General features: G+C 70.7%; 14 protein-coding genes and 1 riboswitch. Of the genes, 5 read left to right on the top strand and 9 right to left on the bottom strand.

Annotation, left to right across the window (positions count from 1 at the left end; genetic code table 11):
• Positions 1 to 119: 119 nt before the first annotated feature.
• From ACFC8N_RS24620 to ACFC8N_RS24610, 3 genes are all read right to left on the bottom strand, one after another.
• Positions 120 to 3,740, bottom strand: coding sequence for a hydantoinase B/oxoprolinase family protein (locus ACFC8N_RS24620; RefSeq protein WP_376289847.1), 3,621 nt, complete (start codon positions 3,738 to 3,740; stop codon positions 120 to 122).
• 196 nt (positions 3,741 to 3,936) lie between these two features.
• Entirely contained in the window at positions 3,937 to 5,427 is a 1,491-nt protein-coding gene (locus tag ACFC8N_RS24615) for a HAMP domain-containing sensor histidine kinase (protein WP_356025071.1), read from the bottom strand.
• Positions 5,424 to 6,188 (bottom strand): response regulator transcription factor, encoded by a 765-nt coding sequence (locus ACFC8N_RS24610; RefSeq protein ID WP_376289742.1) that lies wholly within the window; start codon positions 6,186 to 6,188, stop codon positions 5,424 to 5,426. Before ACFC8N_RS24610 ends, ACFC8N_RS24615 begins: the two co-directional genes overlap by 4 nt.
• A gap of 455 nt (positions 6,189 to 6,643) precedes the next feature.
• Between ACFC8N_RS24610 and ACFC8N_RS24605 the strand changes: the two genes are divergently transcribed.
• The 4 genes from ACFC8N_RS24605 to ACFC8N_RS24590 are packed head-to-tail and all read left to right on the top strand — an operon-like array spanning position 6,644 to position 12,420.
• On the top strand, positions 6,644 to 8,179 hold the full coding sequence (locus ACFC8N_RS24605) for an IucA/IucC family protein (RefSeq protein WP_356025066.1): 1,536 nt from the start codon (positions 6,644 to 6,646) through the stop codon (positions 8,177 to 8,179).
• A gap of 37 nt (positions 8,180 to 8,216) precedes the next feature.
• A complete protein-coding gene (locus ACFC8N_RS24600; RefSeq protein ID WP_376289739.1) occupies positions 8,217 to 9,905 on the top strand; it encodes an IucA/IucC family protein in 1,689 nt (562 codons plus the stop codon).
• On the top strand, positions 9,902 to 11,116 hold the full coding sequence (locus ACFC8N_RS24595; RefSeq protein WP_376289738.1) for a type III PLP-dependent enzyme: 1,215 nt from the start codon (positions 9,902 to 9,904) through the stop codon (positions 11,114 to 11,116). Before ACFC8N_RS24600 ends, ACFC8N_RS24595 begins: the two co-directional genes overlap by 4 nt.
• Positions 11,113 to 12,420: an MFS transporter gene (locus ACFC8N_RS24590; protein ID WP_376289736.1), complete on the top strand. Its 1,308-nt coding sequence runs from the start codon at positions 11,113 to 11,115 to the stop codon at positions 12,418 to 12,420. The genes ACFC8N_RS24595 and ACFC8N_RS24590 overlap by 4 nt, the downstream gene beginning before the upstream one ends.
• Before the next feature lie 155 nt (positions 12,421 to 12,575).
• Here ACFC8N_RS24590 and ACFC8N_RS24585 read toward each other — a convergent pair whose 3' ends face one another.
• From ACFC8N_RS24585 to ACFC8N_RS24565, 5 genes are all read right to left on the bottom strand, one after another.
• The gene (locus tag ACFC8N_RS24585) at positions 12,576 to 14,426 is read right to left on the bottom strand and encodes a hypothetical protein (protein ID WP_376289734.1); all 1,851 of its coding nucleotides are present in this window, start codon (positions 14,424 to 14,426) and stop codon (positions 12,576 to 12,578) included.
• A 338-nt stretch (positions 14,427 to 14,764) separates the two neighbouring features.
• A complete protein-coding gene (locus ACFC8N_RS24580) occupies positions 14,765 to 15,211 on the bottom strand; it encodes a hypothetical protein (protein ID WP_356025123.1) in 447 nt (148 codons plus the stop codon).
• Between the two features lie 500 nt (positions 15,212 to 15,711).
• A complete protein-coding gene (gene crcB / locus ACFC8N_RS24575) occupies positions 15,712 to 16,086 on the bottom strand; it encodes a fluoride efflux transporter CrcB (protein WP_362823456.1) in 375 nt (124 codons plus the stop codon).
• Complete coding sequence (locus tag ACFC8N_RS24570) at positions 16,083 to 16,436, bottom strand: DUF190 domain-containing protein (RefSeq protein ID WP_356025051.1); 354 nt, start codon at positions 16,434 to 16,436, stop codon at positions 16,083 to 16,085. Before ACFC8N_RS24570 ends, crcB begins: the two co-directional genes overlap by 4 nt.
• Positions 16,433 to 16,918, bottom strand: a complete 486-nt coding sequence (locus tag ACFC8N_RS24565) for a fluoride efflux transporter FluC (RefSeq protein WP_376289731.1) — start codon at positions 16,916 to 16,918, stop codon at positions 16,433 to 16,435. Before ACFC8N_RS24565 ends, ACFC8N_RS24570 begins: the two co-directional genes overlap by 4 nt.
• A gap of 227 nt (positions 16,919 to 17,145) precedes the next feature.
• A riboswitch (Fluoride riboswitch) is annotated at positions 17,146 to 17,210 on the top strand.
• Positions 17,211 to 17,241: 31 nt separating this feature from the next.
• Between ACFC8N_RS24565 and ACFC8N_RS24560 the strand changes: the two genes are divergently transcribed.
• A complete protein-coding gene (locus tag ACFC8N_RS24560; protein ID WP_376289730.1) occupies positions 17,242 to 17,736 on the top strand; it encodes an inorganic diphosphatase in 495 nt (164 codons plus the stop codon).
• 634 nt (positions 17,737 to 18,370) lie between these two features.
• Here ACFC8N_RS24560 and ACFC8N_RS24555 read toward each other — a convergent pair.
• Positions 18,371 to 19,219, bottom strand: coding sequence for an ABC transporter permease (locus ACFC8N_RS24555; protein ID WP_376289728.1), 849 nt, complete (start codon positions 19,217 to 19,219; stop codon positions 18,371 to 18,373).
• Between the last annotated feature and the right edge of the window lie 102 nt (positions 19,220 to 19,321).

Genomic DNA, 19,321 nt, shown 5'->3' with positions numbered 1-19,321 from the left:
AACAGGGGGACTGACGGACATGAGCGTGCACATCGGCGTGTGATGGGGCTCGGTGCATGGGCGGCGAAGCGGTCAGGGAAGCCCCGGCATCCGCCGACAGCCGCGGTGCACCGGACACGTCACCGGGCGGGCACCCCGCCGCCCGCATGTCCGTAGCCGCCCCCTCCGGGAGTGCGGATGACCAGGACGTCGCCGTCGGTGACGTCCGCGGTGTCGCAGCCGCGCAGCCGCTCGGTGCGGCCGTCGGCGCGTTCGATCAGGTTCTCGCCGAGGGCGCCGGGTGCGCCGCCGGCCATGCCGTAGGGCGGGACGCGACGGTGGCCGGAGACGACCGCCACCGTCATCGGCTCGGCGAACCGGATCCGGCGCTCCACTCCGCGGCCGCCGTGCCAGTGGCCCGCGCCGCCGCTGCCCTCGCGGATGCGGAACTCCTCCACGCGCACGGGGTAGCGCCACTCCAGGATCTCGGGGTCGGTGAGGCGGGAGTTGGTCATGTGGGTCTGCACGGCGTCCGCCCCGTCGAAGCCCTCGCCCGCGCCGGAGCCGGAGGCGACGGTTTCGTAGTACTGGACGCGGTCGTTGCCGAAGGAGACGTTGTTCATCGTGCCGGAGCCCTCGGCCTGGGTGCCCAGGACGGCGTACAGGGCGCCGGTGACGGCCTGAGAGGTTTCGACGTTCCCGGCGACGGTGGCGGCCGGGAAGGCGGGGGAGAGCATGGAACCGGCGGGGATGCGCACGTCGAGGGGCTTCAGGCAGCCGCTGTTGAGCGGGATGTCGTCGGCGACCAGGGTGCGGAAGACATACAGCACCGCCGCCATGACGACCGAGGTGGGCGCGTTCAGATTGCCGGGCTGTTGGGGTGAGGTACCGGTGAAGTCCAGGACGGCGCACCGCCGTTCACGGTCGACGCGCAGGGTGACCTGGATGACGGCGCCGTTGTCGGTCTCGTAGCGGTGTTCGCCGTCGTCGAGGGTCGCGATGATGCGCCGTACGCATTCCTCGGCGTTGTCCTGGACGTGCCGCATGTAGGCGTGGACGACGTCGAGGCCGAACTGGTCGATGACACGCCGCAGTTCGTGGATGCCCTTCTCGTTGGCGGCGATCTGGGCGCGCAGGTCGGCGAGGTTGGTGTCCGGGTCACGGGAGGGGTATCGGGCGCCGGTGAGGTGGCGACGGGTCTCGTCCTCGCGGAAGTGTCCGTCGCTGACCAGCGGCCAGTTGTCGAAGAGCACACCTTCCTCGTCGATGGTGGTGCTGAACGCGGGCATGGATCCGGGGCTGATGCCACCGATCTCGGCGTGGTGGCCGCGCGAGGCGACCAGGAAGAGGAGTGTGTCGCCGGCGTCGTCGAAGACCGGGGTGACCACGGTGATGTCGGGCAGATGGGTGCCGCCGTGGTACGGGTCGTTGACGGCGTAGACGTCGCCGGGCCGCAGTGAGCCTTCGTTACGACGTAGGATCTCCTTGATGGACTCGCCCATCGAGCCCAGATGCACCGGGATGTGCGGCGCGTTGGCGATGAGGTTGGCGTCCGGATCGAAGAGCGCGCAGGAGAAGTCGAGGCGCTCCTTGATGTTGACCGAGTGGGCGGTGCTCTCCAGCCGTACGCCCATCTGTTCGGCGACGGACATGAACAGGTTGTTGAAGACCTCCAGCAGCACCGGGTCGACGCTGGTGCCGGCCGCCGTCCGGGTCGGGCGGGGCCGGGAGCGGGTGAGGACGAGGTCGCCGTGCTCGTCGGCCGTGGCCTGCCAGCCGGGATCGACGACCGTGGTCCCGTCCGCCTCGGCGACGATCGCCGGGCCCTCGATCACGGCCTCCTCGCGGATGTCCTCGCGCCGGTACAGCCGCGTGGACTGCCGGCGGCCCTCCGTGAACATCAGTACCGTGGCGGCCGGTTGGAGTTGGCCGCTCCGCGGCGGCAGCACCGGCGCGGCGGGGGTGCGGGGGCCGGAGGAGCCGGTGGCCTCCACTGCGACGGCCTCCACCACCAGGGGCTTGGCCATGGTGAAGCCGTAACGGTCGCGGTGTTCGCGGGCGAAGTCGGCCCGCATGTCGTCCGCCGCGCCCAGCGGCACGGGCAGCGAAAAGTCGGTGCCCTCGTACCGCAGCAGGGCGCGTGCGGTGGTCCGTACGGTGTCCTCCGGTACGCCGTCCTCGTGCAGTTGGGTGCGTGCCTGCTCGGCCAGCTCGGCACGGACGGCCTCGACACGAGCCGCTGTGTCCGGGCGGTCGAGGGCGGCTTCGAGGGAGCGTTCGCGCAGGGCGACCGCGTCCGCCGTCCCGATGCCGTACGCGGAGAGCACCCCGGCGAGCGGCGGGATCAGGACGGTGTCGATGCCGAGCCGGTCGGCGACCGCGCAGCCGTGCTGGCCGCCCGCGCCGCCGAAGGCGACGAGCGCGTAGCGGGTGATGTCCCGGCCGCGCTGGACGGAGATCTTCTTCACCGCGTTCGCGATGTTGAGTACGGCGATGTCGAGGAAGCCCGCCGCGACCTCCTCCGGGGCACGGCGCCGCCCGGTCGCGGCGGCGGTCTCCTCGGCGAGCTCGGTGAAGCGGGCTCGGACCGCGCCCGCGTCCAGCGGCTGGTCGCCGGTCTCGCCGAACACCCGGGGGAAGAAGGCGGGTTGGATCCGGCCGAGCATGACGTTGGCGTCGGTGACGGTCAGTGGCCCGCCGCGCCGGTAACAGACGGGTCCGGGGTCGGCACCGGCCGAGTCGGGGCCGACGCGGTAGCGCATGCCGTCGAAGTGCAGGACCGAGCCGCCGCCCGCGGCGACGGTGTGGATGTCGGTCATCGGCGCCCGCATCCGCACCCCGGCCACCTGGGTGCCCAGGATCCGTTCGATCTCGCCCGCGTAGTGGGACACGTCGGTCGAGGTGCCGCCCATGTCGAAGCCGATGGCCCGGGTGTGCCCGGCCCGGCTCGCGGCGCGGGCCATGCCGACGACGCCGCCCGCCGGGCCGGAGAGCACGGCGTCCTTGCCGCGGAAGTGGCCCGCCTCGCGCAGCCCGCCCCCGGACTGCATGAACATCAGCCGCACGCCGCTCAGTTCGGCAGCCACCTGGTCGACGTAGCGGCGCAGGATGGGCGAGAGGTAGGCGTCGACCACGGTTGTGTCGCCCCGAGGCACCAGCTTGATCAGCGGGCTCACCTCGTGCGAGCAGCTGACCTGTGAGAAGCCGGTCGTGCGGGCCGCCTCGGCGACGGCGGCCTCGTGCTCCGGGTAGCGGTAGCCGTGCAGGAAGACGATCGCGGCGCACCGGAAACCGTCCGCGTACGCCGACTCCAGGGCTTCCCGCGCGGCGTCCGCGTCGAGCGGGCGGACGGGTTCACCGCGCGCACCGACCCGCTCGTCCACCTCGATCACCCGCTCGTACAGGGCCTCCGGGAGCAGGATGCGACGGTCGAAGATGCGCGGGCGGTTCTGGTAAGCGATGCGCAGGGCGTCCCGGAAGCCCCGGGTGGTGACCAGGACGGTCGGCTCGCCGTTGTGCGTCAGCAGCGCGTTGGTGGCGACGGTGGTGCCCATCTTCACGACCTCGATCCGGCCGGCCGGAATCGGCTCGTCCGCCTCCAGGCCCAGCACCAGCCGGATCCCGGCGACCGCCGCGTCCCGGTACACCTCCGGCCGCTCCGAGAGCAGCTTGCGGCTGACCACCTCGGAGTCCGGCGTCACCGCCACGACGTCGGTGAAGGTGCCGCCTCGGTCGATCCAGAACTGCCAGCGACCAGTCACAGTCATGCCTCCATTGTGGGCGTCCGGCCGCCCACCGGCCGGTCGGGTGACGTGCCGCCGCCCCGTGCGAGCCGTGGGTCGAGCGAGCATGCCGGGACGAACGGGTGAGACACGGATGCCTGCCTCGGTACGCACCCGAGGGTGGCATCCGGCCACGGTGGACACCGATCACGGCGGCAACACCAGGGCCGGTCCCTCAAGGGCGGTGAACAGCGGCGCTGTGGGTGGTGTGGAGACATGGGCGGCCTGCGGAGTCGGCGTCCGCAGGGGTGCTGCCGAGTTCCTGACGAGTGCGGCTCTCGGCACACCGGAGTCGCACGACGGCGTCGAGCCCGCCGCCGGGGGCTGCCTCCAGGGTGACCTCACCGCCGCTGGCGCGGCTGAGTTGCCGGACCATCGGCAGGCCGAGGCCGGTGCCGTCGTGGTCGGCGTCGGGGGCCCGCCAGAACCGGTCGAAGGCTCTGTGCCGTTCTGTCTCCGTCATGCCGGGGCCCTGGTCGACCACATGCAGTTCGGCCATGGCAGGGGTGCGGCTGCCTTCCCTCGCGGTCGTGGCGGCTGCGAGCGTGATGGAGGTGTCCGGCGGGGACACGCGCAGCGCGTTGGAGAGCAGGTTGTCGATGATCTGCTCCAGTGCTCCCGGGACGGCCCACACCCATACGGCTTCCGTCCCGGAGGCGATGATGTCGACGTGCTGTTCATCGGCGAAGGCCGCCCAGATGGCCGCGCGATCCGCGACGACGGCGTTGACGTCGACGGCCTCCGGCCTGGTCGCGGAGTTCTCCAGCCGGGCGAGCGCGAGCAGCCCCTGCACCATACGGCTGAGCCGCTCCAGCTCCCCGAGTGCTTTGTCGAGGCTGTCCTGGGCGCAAGGGGCGAGGTGCGGCTCGAAGTTCTCCAGGCGCAGACGGAGTGAGGTCAGGGGAGTCTTCAGCTGGTGGGAGGCTTCGGAGGCGAACGCCTGCTGGGCCTGGAGCAGGTGCTGGAGCCGGGTCGCGGTTCTCGTGAACGACGCGGCGAGCCTGCGCAGTTCCGGCGGCCCGTGATCGGCGGCCGGCGGATCGGTGATGCGGCCTTCCGCGAGTTGTGCGGTGGCGCGTTCCAGGGCCTGGACGGGACGGGTGATCGAGCGGGCGAGCGCGAAGCCGATCAGGGCGACGGCGGCCAGGACCCCGAGCCCGACGGCGGCGAGGACCAGCCAGGTGGCGTGGACCCTCGCCGTGAGCGGGCCCAGCGCATACACCGTGCGCACCACGCAGGCCACGGTGGCGTCGGAACCACCCGGCACGGTGACGATGAGGACCCCGCGGCCTGTGGACGGCTCGCTTCGGGTGCTGACGGCGGGTTGGTCGCGCAGTGCGGTGGAGATGTCCGGCTCGGCGGACAGGTCCCTGCCGACCGGGGCACGGGCAGCGGTGTCGGTCAGGACGGTGCCCCTGTTCCCGGCGACGAGCACCCGGCTGCCGGTGCGCTGCCCGTACGCGCGGGCCAGTTCGGGCAGGTCGGCCGTCAGCCCGTGCTCCATCTTGTCCTCGCAGACCTCGGCGAGCGTCATCGCCCCCTGCTGCGCCGCATGGGAGAAGCGGGACAGCTCGCTGCGGGCGTAGAGGATGCCGAAGGGAACTTCGAGCGCGAGCAGGACGAACAGCATGAGGCTCAGATGGCTGAGCAGCAGGCGACGGGTCACCGGGGCTCTCCGCCGCGCGCCGGTTCCGCAGAGGACGTGGCGTCGGTGTGCGCCGGGGGGACCAGGCGGAAGCCGATTCCGCGGATGTTCTCGATCCAGGCCGCGTCACCGAGTTTGCGGCGCAGCGCGGCGATGTGGACGTCGAGGGTCTTGGTGGGGCCGAAGAAGTTGGGTTCCCATGCCGTGTCGAGGATCTGCCGGCGGGAGCAGACCGCTCCGGGGTCCTCGGCGAGGCAGACGAGCAGGTCGAACTCCTTGGGCGCGAGGGCGATGGGCGCCTCGTGCAGGCGTACCTGACGGGTGCGATGGTCGATGGTCAGCGGGCCGATCCGGTGGATGCGGGACGTCCATGGTTGCCGTACCAGGTCAGCTGAGGGCGGCGGCTCCTCGCGCGGGGTGGCCGGCACGAGGGGCCGGGCGCGGCGTGTCACGGCACGGATCCGGGCGACGAGTTCCCGTACGCCGAACGGCTTGGAGACGTAGTCGTCCGCGCCCAGCTCAAGACCGAGTACCCGGTCCACCTCGTCGTCTCTGGCAGTGATCATGATGATCGGCACGGACGAGCGGGAGCGGAGGGCACGGCAGACGTCGATGCCGTCCATGTCGGGGAGCCCCAGGTCGAGCAGCACCATCTCCGCCTCCGGCACGGCGAGGCCGTCGGCCCCGTTTCTGGCGTGTTCGACGGTGAATCCGAAACGGCGCAGTCCCTCCGCCAACGGTCCGGCCACCCGGTCGTCGTCCTCGATCAGCAAGACATGCATGGCGAAAGGCTCACAGACCTGGGCCCATGGGTGTGGCGCAAACGCCGTAGTCTCCCTCAAGCCGGTGATCCTCCACGGTCGGCGTAACCGCCGAAGCGCGGCACGACGACGACATCCAGGACATGGACAGCGGAGAGTAAGCCCGGAGTTAAGGCCGCGAGTGGCAGCGTCTCATTCCCCCAGGTGACAGCCGAAAGACGGGGAAGGGCCGGGCCGCACGACGGGGAATCCCTCTCGGCGGAATCGGCTGGAGGTGAGGAAGGAAAAACGCCTCATCGGAGGATTCCGGGATCCCCGCTGCATGTGTCCTGGCAATGCGCTTGATCGTCTTCCCATAGTGTCGGTTGCCCGGCCGGTGCCACCGGAGCACCGCACGCCGAGCGCCCCGACCACCAGCACCTGGGATATCCATGTCCATGCCCCTTGATGAACTACGCCGCACACACCCGGACCTGGTGGCACCCTTCACGACCGCGCTGCCGGGAGCACGTGCCACCGTGCTCGCCCGCCTGTGGGGCGCTTTCGTACGGGAGCCGCTGCCCGGCGTGACCGGGCATCGCCGGGAGTCCGGCGCCCTCGTGGTCGAGTTGCGGCGGGGCGGTGCACTCTCGGCGGCCGAATCCAGCGCGCGGCCGTTCGCCGAGGTGCCCGACGACTTCGCCGTATCGGGTCCGAAGGGGCCGATCCATGGGCCGGCGGAGCTGCTGGCGCAACTGGGCCTGCGTACCCCCGCCGCGGAGCGACTGGCGGCCGAACTCGACAACAGCGTGGTCAACCTGGCCCTGGCCAGGGCCGCGAACGCCGGCGAAAGGATCCCGCCGAAGGACTCGGCGGATGCCGAGCAGACGGTGGTCGACGGTCACCCGCAGCATCCCTGCTGCCGGACACGCACCGGCATGTCGATCGACGACGTGCTGGCGTACGCTCCCGAGCACCACCCCGTCGTCCGGCTGGCGCTGCTCCGTGTCCCGGCCGACCGCTGGCAGGGGTCCGGCGACTGGCCGTGGCGACTGCGGGACGGCGACACGATCCTCCTCCCGCTGCACCCCTGGCAGCGGGACCACATGCTCGCGCACCATCCCGACCTGGCCGTCGTGGAGGAGACGATCCCAGCCCGGCCGTTGCTGTCGCTGCGTACCCTCGCCCCGCTGGACGTCCTGCCGGGCTGCCACATCAAGACGGCACTCGACGTGCAGGTCACCAACTACCGGCGCACCATCTCCCCGGCCGAGGTCGCCGACGGGCCCCTGCTGTCCGACCTGGTCGCGGCCGTCATCGACAAGGCCGGGTATCGCGGCAGCCTGCGCATCCTGCGGGAGCTGGGCGGCGGCGCGGTGCGCGTGGACGGACAGCCCTGCGAGAGCCTGGCCGCGATGATCCGGGAGTCGACCGAGTGCTACCTCGACGCCGGAGAGATCGCGGTTCCGCTCACCGCCGTCCACGCGACCGGAGCCGCTGTCGTGTCGGGTGACCCCGTGCGCTGGCTGGCGGACTTCGCTGGGCTCGTGTTGCCGCCCGCGCTGACGCTGCTGTCCATGGGCGTGGCGCTGGAGGCGCACGGCCAGAACACCCTGGTCGTACTGCGGGACGGGCGGCCGGTGCGGGTGCTGTACCGGGATCTCGACGGCGTGCGGGTCAGCCCGCGGCGCCTGGCCCGGTGCGGCTTCGTTCTGCCGCCGTTGCTGGGCACCCGCGCGGGAGACGACGTGGACGCGCTGCGTACCAAACTCTTCGGCGGCCTCGTCAGCGGAGTCTTCACCGAGTTGGTCGCCGTCCTCAGCCGGACACGGGCGGCCGACCCCCGGGCGCTGTGGGGCGCGGTGGCCGAGGTCGGCCACCGGGTGTACGCCGGCCTGCCGGACCGGGAGGACGCGGCGGCCTTCTTCGGCGACACGATGCCGCTGAAGGCGACCGTCGCGATGCGCCTGGCCCAGAACCCGGGCAAGGCCCAGTGGACGCCCGTCCCCAACCCCCTGGCGTCCTGCCGTTGATTCCCCGCACCGACCGCTGTCCCCCTGGAGCGACCGTATGAGCACCGGCACCGCCACCCACGCCACCCCGATCGGCGCAAGCACGCCGGTGACGACAGCCGACACCGTCACCGCCCACACGCTGCTCAACTGCCTGATCCGCGAGGTGTCGGCCCCCGAGCATCAGGTGACGGTCGACGACGACCACCTCCTGCTACGTCTGCCCCGCCGGGGCATCCTGCTGCGCTCCCCGCTGCGCAGGGTCTCGCTGATCGGAGCCCACCGCTTCCAAGGGCCGGTGCAGCGGCTCGACGACGACGCCTGGGTGACAGTCGGCTGGAAGGAGCTGGCCGGATACATCCAGGAAGAACTGGAACTGCGTACGGGTGTCGCCAACGAGGAGTTCCTGAGCCAGGTCGCCGACAGCCGCGAGACGATCCGCACCGCGCTCGAAGAGCGGGCGGACGCCTCGCCGCACCCGGATCCGTACGTTGCGTCGGAACAGTCCCTCGTCTTCGGCCATCGCTTCCACCCCACCCCCAAGTCCCGCACCGGCGACCCGGCCGACTGGCTGGCGTACGGCCCGGAGACCGGCGCGCGCTTCCGCCTGCACCACCTGGCCGTGCGCCGCCATCTCGTGCGTGAGGAGGGCGAGCTGCGGGAGATGGAGGCGCTGTGCCCGGCGTCCGATCCGGGATTCGCGATACTGCCGGTGCATCCCTGGCAGTACCGGCTGCTGCAGGGCCACGACCGGCTACGGGAGGCAGTGGCCGTCGGCGATGTCGTCGACACCGGAGTGAGCGGACCGGAGCTGGTGCCGACCGCATCGGTGCGCACGCTGTACGAGCCCGACAGCGACACCTTCCTGAAGTTCAGCCTGAACGTCCGCCTCACCAACTGTCTGCGCAAACACGCCAGTTACGAGCTGCCCGGCGCCGTCTCCCTCAACCGCCTGCTCCAGCCCGTCTTCGCCGAACTCGCCGGCCGCTTCCCCGGATGTGCGCTGCTGGCCGAGCCCGGCTACCGCACGCTCGCTGCCGAGAGGGAACTCCTGGAGGGCCTCGGCGTCATCGTCCGCTCCGGACTGCGCCAGCATCTGCGTCCCGGAGTGACACCCCTGCTCGCCGCCGCGGTGGCGGACGAGTACCCGACCAGCACAGCCCACGTCTCCCATCTGCTCGCCCGCGGCGACGGGAACGTCCTGGCCTGGTGGGACGCGTACCTACGACTGCTGCTGCCACCGGTGCTGGCCGCCTACTTCGAACACGGCGTCGTCCTGGAACCCCACCTGCAGAACGTCGTCGTGGGCGTGCACCCCGACGGCACCCCCGCACAGATGCTCTTCCGCGACCTGGAGGGCACCAAGCTCCTGGCCGAACACCACCGGCACACCCTTGCCGATCTGCCCGAGGACGTCCGGGGCCCCCTCACCTACGATCCCGAGCGCGGCTGGAACCGGGTCGCGTACTGCCTCCTGGTCAACCACACCGCCGAAGTCCTCAGCGCCCTGGCCGACCTCGAACCGACGCTGGAACCCGCACTCTGGGGTCTGGTCCGCGACCACCTGGCCACCTACGCCCGCACCGCCGCCGAACCGCCGCGCCTGCGCGCCCTGCTGTCGGGCGTACCGCTTCCCGCCAAGGCCAACCTCCTGCTGCGCTGGGCCCGCCAGGCCGACCGGCATGCCACCTACGTTCCTCTGCCCAGCCTGCTCGGCGCGGACTTTCCCCGGGAGGTGATCCGGTGAGGCCCGTACTGCTCGACCACGTCGGCCGGCTGACCGACGACGACCTGCCCGCGTACGTCTACGACCTCCCGGCCCTGCGCGAGCACGTGCACGCCATCCGGGCCGCGCTGCCCGAACGCGCCGAGCTGCTGTACGCGGCCAAGGCCAACTCCGATCCCCGGATCCTGCGCGCCCTGGCCGCGCACGTCGACGGATTCGAGGTGGCCTCCGGTGGCGAACTGAGCCACGTCAGCGGGCTCGTCCCCGATGCGCCGCTCGCCTTCGGAGGCCCCGGCAAGACGCAGACAGAGCTGGCCCGGGCACTGGAAGCCGGAGTGGAGCGCCTGCACATCGAGAGCGAACACGAACTACGCCTTCTCACCGCCCTGCTGGGCGACCGGAGCGCCGACGTCCTCCTGCGCGTCAACCTGCCCGTCGACCTGGGCCATGTCGCCCTCGCCATGGGCGGACACCCGAGCCCGTTCGGCATGGATCCCGCGCAACTGGACGGCTGCCGGGGGCTGATCGCCGACGACCCGCGCATCCGCCTGCGCGGCCTGCACCTCCACCTTGCCAGCGGACTCCAGTCCCAGGCCCAACTGGCCCTGATCGACAAGATCCTGACCTGGGCCGAAGGCTGGGCCCACGAACGGGGAGTCGACCTGGCCGAGGTGAACGTCGGAGGGGGCATGGGCGTCGACTACGCCCACCCCCACAGGGTGTTCGACTGGTCCGCGTTCGGCGCGGGACTGGTCCGGATCCTGGCCCGCCACCCTCGCCTCACGCTGCGGATCGAGCCCGGCCGTTCGGTCACCGCGTACTGCGGCTGGTACGTCACCCAGGTCCTGGACATCAAGTCCAGCCACGGGGAGGCGTTCGCCGTGCTGCGCGGAGGCACCCACCATCTGCGCACTCCGGCCGCCAAACAGCACGACCAGCCCTTCGAGGTGATTCCCGACGACGTGTGGCCGCGGCCCTGGGACCGGCCGGAGGCCCGTGACGAGCCGGTGACCCTGGTCGGACAGCTGTGCACGCCGAAGGACGTCCTGGCTCGCCGCGTCATGGTGGAGCGGCTGCGCGTCGGCGACCGAGTCGCCTTCGCCATGGCCGGCGCCTACGCCTGGAACATCTCGCACCACGCGTTCCTCATGCACCCTCACCCGACCTTCCATCACCTCGACGATGCCGAGGTGTCCGCCGTCGGCGGCACCTACGCCCCTCACATGTCATGAGCGCGGGCTCCCGCATGCCGGTGAGGGCCACACTCGCCGTCCGTAACTTCCGCCGCTACCTGCTCGGGCAGTTGACCTCGAACATCGGCACGTGGATGCAGCGTGCCGCCCAGGACCTGCTCGTCCTCCACATCACCGGCGACAGCGGCAGCGCGGTCGGCATCGTGACCGCACTGCAGTTCCTGCCGCAGACCCTGTTCGGCCTGACCGGAGGCATCCTCGCCGACCGCTACCCCAAGCGACGGATCCTGCTGGTGACCCAGACGGCCATGGGAGTGCAGTCACTCCTGCTCGGACTGCTGACCGTCACCGGCGCAGTGAACCTGCTGTCCGTCTACGTGCTGGCCTTCGCCCTCGGCACCGCCACCGCAGCGGACAGCCCCGCCCGCAACGCCTACATCTCCGAACTGGTCGACCGGGAGCGCGTGGCCACCGCGATCAGACTGAACTCCGCCCAGTTCAACGTGGCCCGCAGCGTCGGCCCCGCCCTCGCCGGCCTGACCGTCGCCGCCTTCGGCACCGGCCCGGTGTTCCTCGTGAACGCGGCCTCTTACCTGGCTGTCCTCTACGGCCTGATCACCATCCGAACGGACGACCCACCGGGCCCCCGCCGGCCCCGGGCACCCGGCCGTACCCGACTGCGCGACGCCTTCCGCCACATCACCTCGACCCCGGAACTGCTCCTGCCGATCAGTCTCGTCGCCTTCGTCGGCACCTTCGGACTCAACTTCCAGGTCACCACCTCGCTCGTCGCCATCACGGCCTTCCACACGGGCGCCGCGGCCTTCGGCTACCTCTCCGCCGCGTACGCCCTGGGCAGCCTCATCGGCGCGATCTACGGGGCAAGCCGTGACAAGCCCCCCACCGCACGCCGTCTGATCTCCACCACGATCGTCTTCGGGGCGCTGGAAGCCGCGCAGGGCCTGATGCCGGACTGCGGCTCGTTCATGGCCCTGCTGATCCCCACTGGTTTCGCCGCGGTGATCGTGACCACCACCGCCAACGCACTGACCCAGCTCCACGCCGACCCACATCTGCGGGGCCGCGTCATGTCCGTGTACTTCCTGGTCCTCCTCGGCGGCACCCCCATCGGTGCCCCGCTGGTCGGCCTGGTGTCGGACACCTTCGGCGCCCGCTCCACCCTGGTCCTGGGCGGCCTCGTCTCGGCGTCCTCCGCGCTCGCGCTCTCCGTCTTGGTCAAGGGCCGAATCCAACGGCCCATCCGCATCACAGCAACGGCCCCCGTCACCAGCTCACCTTTCGCCGCAGCCCGGCCGGCGGGGGATCGGCAGCCCGATTCCTGAAACGCGCTTCGTGAAGGGCGTCGGTCGGGCCAGGACAGAGAGCAACGCCCTTCTCCATGAGGCGTGTTCGCCGACCGGGAGATCGTGCCTGGTCGGTGACCGGATGCTCCGCCCGCGCGCGGGAACACGGCCGGCCGGAGCACGCAGACCGATTGTCATCTGGACTGGATGCTGGTCTGGGTTGAGCAGGCGGTTGTGCTGGTGGCCGTCGGGCGGGCCGGTAGGGGGTTCAGGGGGGTGCAGACGGGTGTGGCGACGCCGATGAGTTCGACCAGGCCGTTGCCGCCGGTGGGTGGGACGACCTTGGACCAGTTGTTGGCCAGCCAGACGTTGCCGGACTGGTCGAGCTGGACGGCGGTGAGGTGCTGGATGGACCTGCTGCGGTAGCCGTCGGGTGGCGACAGCGCAGACCCTGTGGAAGAGCCGGGCGGGCACGCGCTGGTGTTGACGCCGCACAGGACGGAGACAGAAGGGGCGCCGAAGCCGGCCACCCACACGCGGTCGGAACCGTCGATGGCAACGGACCAGGGAGCGACGGCCGTGGGCAGTTTGTGTACGCCGGAGACCTTTCCGTCTGGCCCGAGTTCGGTGACCGAGTTGCTGACGAAGCTCGGCACCCACACGTTGTTCTTGGAGTCGACGGCGAGTGCGAGCGGCCAGTCGAGTGAGGCGTCCTTGATGGGGGAGAACGAAGTCGGCTTGAAGTCAGGACCGATGACGGTGATGCTTCCGCCCGCATGGCCCTTCGGTACACGCGTGTCCAGGAGTTTCGCCCCGTTGAAGCGGGCGTTCGAGACCCAGGCCCGGCCGTAGCCGTCGATCTGGAGGGAGAACGGGTGGTCGAGTCCGCCGCCGGTGATGGTGATCGCCTTGGAGGGGTCACCGTGGGGGTAGACGACCACGCTTCCCTTACCGCGATTGCCCTTGAGGCCGTAGAAGTTCGCGACCCAGATGTTTCCCCTCTGGTCGACCGCGGTGCCCTGGGGGTGGTTGAGGTCGCTGTTCTTGAATCCTGTGCTGGGCGACAGGACCTTCCCCGTCGACGAGTACTTCGCCATGGCATCACCGGCGTAGCTCGGTGCCCAGAGAGAGCCCTGGTGGTCGATGGCGAGGCCCCAGGCGCCCGCCTTCATGCCACCGCCGCTGATGGGGCTGTTGAAGGCGGGTTTGCCCACCGGGTCCTGCACGGTGAAGTAGGGGCTGGGGTTTCGCGTTCCGGGCAACCAGTTGACGGTGGCCCACACGTTGCCCTTGGCGTCGACGGCGATCCGGCCGGGTGCGTAGACCTCGGGCGCGGTGTAGTGGAGGGCCAGGACCCAGGCTGACGGGGCTGCGGTGAGCGCGGGGCCGTACGTGTGTGCCCTTCCGGCCAGGGCATACAGCTTGGTAGGGGTCAGATTCGGGTCGCGGGCAAGATTGAGCACCGCTTGAGCCGTGTCCCCCGGTGTGCTGTCGCCCTGCGGCGTGGCCAGGAGCAGCATGTCCTTGCAATTCCCGGTGTTCGCTCCCGGCGCGCAGAGCGAGATGAGGTTCGCCAGGGTGCCGAGGGTGGCCAGGGTGTCGTTCTTGCTGCCGTTGTTCTGGTCGGTGACGACCTTGCCGGGCTTGCCCGTTGCCGGGTCGGCGAGGTTGTAGGACGTGGCTGCGGCGTTCTCCAGGCCGGGGCTCGGCCCGGTGATGCCGTGCTGGTCGGTGAACTGGGCCAATGCGTAGGCAGCGGCGACGGTGGTGAACTCGTTGACTGTGACCGCGGATTCGGAGCGCGGGGCGACCGCGCCGCCGGGGCCGAATCCCACGACGGAGCGCAGACGCAACGACCGGTCGCCCGTGGGTGCGGCTTCGACATACAGCACAGAGCCCGAGCGCTGTCCGGGTCGGATCTGGAAGGCCCCGTGGGCGTCGGTCGTGGCGTGCCCCAACGTCCGGACGCCTTGCAGGTCTCCGGCGAAGAGGGTGACGGTGGCGTGGGACAGCGGCTTTCCCGCGCTGGTGACGGTTCCGTGCAACGGGGCCGGAGTGCCGGGGGTTGTGGCTGCGGGAAGCCCCGTCAGAGCCAGAGCCATGGTGCCCGATGCCGCAACGGCGATGCCTGAACGGTGCCGTGAGAACTCCGTCCTTCCAACGCCGCACGAGAATCGCCGCGTTGCTCTGCCGAGGCGCATGGTGAGGGGAAGCAAGATCGGGGCCTTTCGTCGTGTCGGCGCGATGCAGAACCTCCGCCCTCAGGCCGGATGTCTGACGCTCCGACGGGTCTTGCCGAGCGTTCGCAGTGAGCCGCGCTGTCGACGGCGGGGCGCTCTGTGCGATCGTGACCAGGGCGCCGAGGCGTCGGCAGCGATCGGCCCTAAGCGTCGGCGTCGTTCGGGTCGCGCAGCGTGAACCATCCGACCTTGCGGCCGGACAGCCAGATCAGACCCAAGTACAGATGCGGGCCGACCTGACGGATCTCATCGCGCACGCCCCCGAAGACCAGGGACGTGTTGGAGTAGTCGATGACGATGCACTCCTGCTCGTCCAGAAGGCTCGGGCCGGGAGCGACCATGGCGACGATGGACAGAATGTCCATCGGCGTGAGGCGGTTGCTGAGGTAGCCGTCCGGGCTGAAGACCTTGCCGCGCCACGCGAACAGATGCACCAGACCGGCGAGCAGCCACGCCCCTTCAGGGCCTGCATCGGGGAAGATCGCCCGGCCCTCCATCGGGCCCTTGGGAATCTCGCCGGCCGGACTCGCGCGAAACAGTTCCTCAAGCCTCTGATCGTCGGTCTTGAGAAGTTCAGCCTCTGTAGTCATCACGATCTTCCTCGGCCCGGCAACCCTGTGGCCGTGGACTGGTCTCAGTGATCGTCTGCTCGGGACGCGCCCAGCGGGGGAACCAGCTCAGGCAGTGGGGAAGGCGCCAGAAAAATGTGACGATGACCAGTCCAACCACATGATCACCGTTTAGCGTGTCATTCCGCTGTCATCTCCATCGTGGACCCTTTCGGCGCGACTCACCATCGCTGGCAGCGGCCGTGACGTGTACGCATGACAAGCGCCGTACCCCGGGACCGACTTTCGCGCAGCGGCGTGCGGCCATCACAGCGCTCGGTGTCTTCGGCCACCGGTGGACGTCTTGGTGAGCATGAGCTGACGCAAGCCCGCCCCAGCGGCCCGGTTCGTGGACACGTAGTGGGTCGGCTGCACCCATGCCACATCGTGGGCCATCGCGCACCTCCCGTGGTCCTCCTGACGCCACTCACCGCACTGGCGGACCTGGCGGCTCAGGGAGGATGGTGTGTGTGCGGAGGGGATCAGGCCCAGATCGCCTGGGCGAACGCGGCTCCGGTGAAGGCCGCGCCCAGGCCGGCGACGATGCTGCCGACCGCGTTGGCCGCGGCGAAGAAGCGGGCGCCCTCCTCGGCCAGCCGCAGGGTCTCGTACGACAGGGTCGAGTACGTCGTGAGCGCTCCGCACAGCCCCGGGCCCAGCAGGAGCTGGACGTGCGACGAGACACCGCCCGCCGCGACGGCGCCGGTGATCAGGCCGAGGATGAGGCAGCCGACCATGTTGACCGTGAAGGTGCCCCAGGGGAAGACGGTGTCGTGCCTGGACTGCACGGTGCGGTCGGTCAGGTAGCGCAGCGGGGCCCCGACCATGGCGCCGATGATGACCAGCAGCCAGTTCACGCGGTGTCCTTCCGGTCGCGGCCGACGTAGCGGATGACCTCGCACTCGTCGAGGATCACCAGGCCCTCGGTGACCAGTTCGTCGAGCTGGGGCAGGAAGGCGCGGACGCGGTCCTCGGTGTCGACGATGACGATCGCGACGGGCAGGTCCTCGCTCAGCGACAGCAGGCGGCTGGTGTGGATCAGGGAGGTGGCGCCGAAGCCCTCGATGCCCCGGAAGACGGACGCGCCGGCCAGTCCGGCCCGGTGGGCGCGGTGCACGATCTCGGAGAAGACCGGCTTGTGGTGCCAGGTGTCGTTCTCGCCGATGAAGATCGTCACCCGCAGTGCGGTGCCGGTGAGCCTCGTCATGACTGCCTCCGCTCGATCACGCGGCGGGTCAGGTTCGCCGTGGTCCACACGGCTGCCAGGGCGCAGAGCATGGTGGCTGCCAGATAGGCCAGCCCGGTCGTGGCGTGACCCTGGTCGACCAGGCGCTGGATGTCCACCGCGTACGTGGAGAAGGTGGTGAAGCCGCCCAGGACCCCGGTGCCGAAGAAGGGGCGCACCAGCCGGTGAGCGGCCCACACGTCGGTGATGATCACCATGAACACGCCGATGACGCCGCAGCCGATCACGTTCACGAGGCAGGTCGTCCAGGGGAAGGTGCCGGCAGGCGTCGGCCACAGCAAGGCCGCACCGTAGCGGGCCGAGGCTCCGACGGCGCCGCCGACGGACACCGCGGCGATGATCGGCCACTGCCCGCGCCGCCGCTCACGGCGCTGTGCGGGCACGTGAAGGTCGATGCCGGGATCGGTGGGTTCGCCTAGCACTCGGGATTGGGCCTCTCCCATGTGGTTCCCCCGCTCGCACGGCGCCCGGCCGATGTCGGGCGCACTGATGTGACGAGCAGGGACCGTTGGCGGCGCCGTTGTCGCGCTTGGGGTACGCCGGGCCCCACCGCCGCGCGGCGACTCGGGTTGCCGCAGACACCCAGCGTAGCGCGATGACCTCGCCGGCTCTCGATGAGAGCGGTCCGGGCGGTACCGCGTTGAGGCGAAGGTGCGGGCGCGGGACACTGGTCCCGTGCGGCGATGGGGCTCGCCACAACCGCACCTCGACGGTGCTGATGGCCTCTGAGTGGAACAAGCAACCTGGCGGCATGGAGGTGGCGTCGATGCCCAGGATCGCGATCGAGGTCGAAGCGACCGTCGGCAGCACGATCAAGCGCGACGACGGACCCGACAGGCTTTCGCCGGAGGGACAGCCCGAGGCGCGTGGTGCCGGCGGCTGGCCGGTGGGACGAGGACACGTCACGGACACGCTTGGGGACGACGGCCGTCTCCTTGAGGCACTGGTCCTGATGCGTGAGCCCGCCGTGCCGGGGGACGTCGTTCCCGCCTGGCCGGTGGCCGTGTTGCATCTCGCGGCGGAGGACCGCCCGGTCGACGAGGTGCTGTGCGTCGCCGAGGAGCCATGCTTCGTCGACCTGGTGGACATGGGTGATCTGCCGCGGTGGCACGCGGAGCCCGACGTGTGGGCACAGGTCTTCGCGCGGCTCTCGTCGGGTGGCGAGTACCGGGTCACGGGCTGCGGGCCCGTGCGAGAAGCCGACGAACTGCTGTCCTCGGCTCATCACGCGTACCTCCAGCTCACCGGGTGCATGGAATGAGCGCCGGGACGCGGCCGCTCCAGGTGGTCCCGGCAACGGGCGCGAGCGGCCGCGAGCGGCCTCGCGCACACGCTGCGTGTGACGGACGGACCGACCCGCCGCCCGGCGGACATCCGGCCTCCCTTCTGCACCGGGTGGCAAGCGCGCAGTAGGAATCCGTCCACCCGGCGACCAGCCTCCCCTCACGGCACCGATACGGACGTCCACGTGCCGCGCCGGCGCCGCAAGGCGTGGGGATCGGGATGTGGATCGAGATCGATACGGTTCCCGAGCAGACGGCTCAGGACCCGTCGGCGGCCGGAGAAGACACGCACGGGCGACGCGGACCCGCTGGCCACCGGCTGGCTCTCCGGCGCAGCCCTCACGCACAGACCGTGGCGATGACGCCCGCGCACACTCGCCGACGCCTTGGGAACGCCGGCCCTCCTCCGGGTGCTGCGCCACGTGGAAGCCGACGAGAGCGTCCCGGACGGCGCCAAGTCCACCGCCCTGAAGGGGTCGCCCGACTGAGCCCCACCGGCAGCAGGGACGAGACCTCGCAGGACCCCGGCGCCGAAGACCGGGCGCCGACAGGTGAGCAACGGTGACGCTCGGTGCCGAGCCGCCGGCCCCGCACGCCTCAACGACGAAGGGCTCAGGGCGTACGGCTCGCCTGCCGCGCCCCCGTCGACCGCCCGGCCGTGCGCTGCGGGCCGATCCGTGCGGCGCCCGGCACCGGTCGGTGCAGGTGGTGGCGGGCGATGAGTTCGAGGGTCACCGCCACTGCGATCGACTGCACGGCCATCAACGCGATCAGGACGAACAACTGCACCGCTCCGGCCATCAACGGGCTGGCCCCGCCCAGGAGCATGCCGACGAATGCGCCCGGGAGCGTGACCAGTCCGACGGTGCGGGTCTGGTCGAGGCCGGGCAGGAGAGCGTCGGAGGCCGCGGGGCGGGCGATCTCCATCCGTGCGTCACGGTCCAGGAACCCCAGCGCCATTGCGGCTTCCACCTCACCGCGACGCTGAGCCAGTTCGTCCAGGGCACGGCGTCCGGCCATGACGGTCACGGTGAGGGCGCCGCCGATGAGCTGGCCGGTGACGGGAATCAGGGCGATGCCCTTCAGGGGGACGAGTCCTGTCAGCAGCAGCGCCGCGACGACCGGTACCACACCGGCGGCGATCGGGGCGGCCGTCACCCACCAGGTGCGGTTGCCGGTGATTCTCCGTCCCGCAGTCCGGACGGCCACCCCGAACATGACGACGAGGAACGCCAACAGCCCTGGCACGGACTTGACGGCCCAGGTGACGATCACGGAGACCAGGGCGAGCTGGACGGCGGCGCGAAGCCCGGCGAAGAGGATCTCCCGGGCCCGGTCCTTGTAGGGGTGCGGATTGAGGTGGAACCAGCCCGCGACCGCCGCCGCCACCAAGAGCAGAACGGCGAGCAGGACGCCGAGGGTTGTGTTGACCGGTAGGAGAGATGCCGCTCTCGACGTCACGTGATCCACCTCAAGAAGCGCTGCCCGGCCGATTGGTGCACGGCCCCCGGCCAACGCCGAGCCCCCGGTTGCCGCCAGCGCAGTGTATGCCGACGTCGGCCG

It is taken from the genome of Streptomyces sp. NPDC055966 (genome assembly GCF_042269865.1).
Classification (GTDB): domain Bacteria; phylum Actinomycetota; class Actinomycetes; order Streptomycetales; family Streptomycetaceae; genus Streptomyces.
This window is presented reverse-complemented; position numbering and strand designations above follow the sequence as displayed.